This is a genomic window from Staphylococcus caprae (assembly GCF_002902725.1).
GTDB lineage: Bacteria > Bacillota > Bacilli > Staphylococcales > Staphylococcaceae > Staphylococcus > Staphylococcus caprae.
Genome location: NZ_PPRT01000020.1, coordinates 1 through 2929, shown reverse-complemented (window position 1 = coordinate 2929; position 2929 = coordinate 1). Strand labels below are relative to the sequence as shown.

Here is a 2929-nt window from a genome sequence, read left to right as displayed (position 1 = left end):
AAATAATCGCTAGTGTTCGAAAGAACACTCACAGATTAATAACATATCTTAAAGATTAAGTTATTAAGGGCGCACGGTGGATGCCTTGGCACTAGAAGCCGAAGAAGGACGTTACTAACGACGATATGCTTTGGGTAGCTGTAAGTAAGCGTTGATCCAGAGATTTCCGAATGGGGGAACCCAACATGAGTGATGTCATGTTATCGACATGTGAATTCATAGCATGTCAGAAGGCAGACCCGGAGAACTGAAACATCTTAGTACCCGGAGGAAGAGAAAGAAAAATCGATTCCCTGAGTAGCGGCGAGCGAAACGGGAAGAGCCCAAACCAACAAGCTTGCTTGTTGGGGTTGTAGGACACTCTATACGGAGTTACAAAAGAACATGTTAGACGAATCATCTGGAAAGATGAATCAAAGAAGGTAAAAATCCTGTAGTCGAAAACATATTCTCTCTTGAGTGGATCCTGAGTACGACGGAGCACGTGAAATTCCGTCGGAATCTAGGAGGACCATCTCCTAAGGCTAAATACTCTCTAGTGACCGATAGTGAACCAGTACCGTGAGGGAAAGGTGAAAAGTACCCCGGAAGGGGAGTGAAAGAGAACTTGAAACCGTGTGCTTACAAGTAGTCAGAGCCCGTTAATGGGTGATGGCGTGCCTTTTGTAGAATGAACCGGCGAGTTACGATCTGATGCAAGGTTAAGCAGCGAATGTGGAGCCGTAGCGAAAGCGAGTCTGAATAGGGCGTTGAGTATTTGGTCGTAGACCCGAAACCAGGTGATCTACCCTTGGTCAGGTTGAAGTTCAGGTAACACTGAATGGAGGACCGAACCGACTTACGTTGAAAAGTGAGCGGATGAACTGAGGGTAGCGGAGAAATTCCAATCGAACTTGGAGATAGCTGGTTCTCTCCGAAATAGCTTTAGGGCTAGCCTCAAGTGATGATTATTGGAGGTAGAGCACTGTTTGGACGAGGGGCCCCTCTCGGGTTACCGAATTCAGACAAACTCCGAATGCCAATCAATTTAACTTGGGAGTCAGAACATGGGTGATAAGGTCCGTGTTCGAAAGGGAAACAGCCCAGACCACCAGCTAAGGTCCCAAAATATATGTTAAGTGGAAAAGGATGTGGCGTTGCCCAGACAACTAGGATGTTGGCTTAGAAGCAGCCATCATTTAAAGAGTGCGTAATAGCTCACTAGTCGAGTGACACTGCGCCGAAAATGTACCGGGGCTAAACATATTACCGAAGCTGTGGATTGTCCGTAGGACAATGGTAGGAGAGCGTTCTAAGGGCGTTGAAGCATGATCGCAAGGACATGTGGAGCGCTTAGAAGTGAGAATGCCGGTGTGAGTAGCGAAAGACGGGTGAGAATCCCGTCCACCGATTGACTAAGGTTTCCAGAGGAAGGCTCGTCCGCTCTGGGTTAGTCGGGTCCTAAGCTGAGGCCGACAGGCGTAGGCGATGGATAACAGGTTGATATTCCTGTACCACCTAGTATCGTTTTAATCGATGGGGGGACGCAGTAGGATAGGCGAAGCGTGCTGTTGGAGTGCACGTCCAAGCAGTAAGGCTGAGTGTTAGGCAAATCCGGCACTCGTAAGGCTGAGCTGTGATGGGGAGAGGAAATTGTTTCCTCGAGTCGTTGATTTCACACTGCCGAGAAAAGCCTCTAGATAGATAACAGGTGCCCGTACCGCAAACCGACACAGGTAGTCAAGATGAGAATTCTAAGGTGAGCGAGCGAACTCTCGTTAAGGAACTCGGCAAAATGACCCCGTAACTTCGGGAGAAGGGGTGCTCTTTAGGGTTCACGCCCAGAAGAGCCGCAGTGAATAGGCCCAAGCGACTGTTTATCAAAAACACAGGTCTCTGCTAAACCGTAAGGTGATGTATAGGGGCTGACGCCTGCCCGGTGCTGGAAGGTTAAGAGGAGTGGTTAGCTTCTGCGAAGCTACGAATCGAAGCCCCAGTAAACGGCGGCCGTAACTATAACGGTCCTAAGGTAGCGAAATTCCTTGTCGGGTAAGTTCCGACCCGCACGAAAGGCGTAACGATTTGGGCACTGTCTCAACGAGAGACTCGGTGAAATCATAGTACCTGTGAAGATGCAGGTTACCCGCGACAGGACGGAAAGACCCCGTGGAGCTTTACTGTAGCCTGATATTGAAATTCGGCACAGCTTGTACAGGATAGGTAGGAGCCATTGAAACGTGAGCGCTAGCTTACGTGGAGGCGTTGGTGGGATACTACCCTAGCTGTGTTGGCTTTCTAACCCGCACCACTTATCGTGGTGGGAGACAGTGTCAGGCGGGCAGTTTGACTGGGGCGGTCGCCTCCTAAAAGGTAACGGAGGCGCTCAAAGGTTCCCTCAGAATGGTTGGAAATCATTCACAGAGTGTAAAGGCATAAGGGAGCTTGACTGCGAGACCTACAAGTCGAGCAGGGTCGAAAGACGGACTTAGTGATCCGGTGGTTCCGCATGGAAGGGCCATCGCTCAACGGATAAAAGCTACCCCGGGGATAACAGGCTTATCTCCCCCAAGAGTTCACATCGACGGGGAGGTTTGGCACCTCGATGTCGGCTCATCGCATCCTGGGGCTGTAGTCGGTCCCAAGGGTTGGGCTGTTCGCCCATTAAAGCGGTACGCGAGCTGGGTTCAGAACGTCGTGAGACAGTTCGGTCCCTATCCGTCGTGGGCGTAGGAAATTTGAGAGGAGCTGTCCTTAGTACGAGAGGACCGGGATGGACATACCTCTGGTGTACCAGTTGTCGTGCCAACGGCATAGCTGGGTAGCTATGTATGGACGGGATAAGTGCTGAAAGCATCTAAGCATGAAGCCCCCCTCAAGATGAGATTTCCCAACTTCGGTTATAAGATCCCTCGAAGATGACGAGGTTAATAGGTTCGAGGTGGAAGCGTGG

General features: G+C 50.3%; 1 rRNA gene. It reads left to right on the top strand.

Going from position 1 to position 2929, the window contains the following annotated elements:
- Positions 1-53: 53 nt before the first annotated feature.
- Positions 54-2929: ribosomal RNA gene (locus tag CD155_RS03890) — 23S ribosomal RNA — on the top strand; the annotation flags it as partial.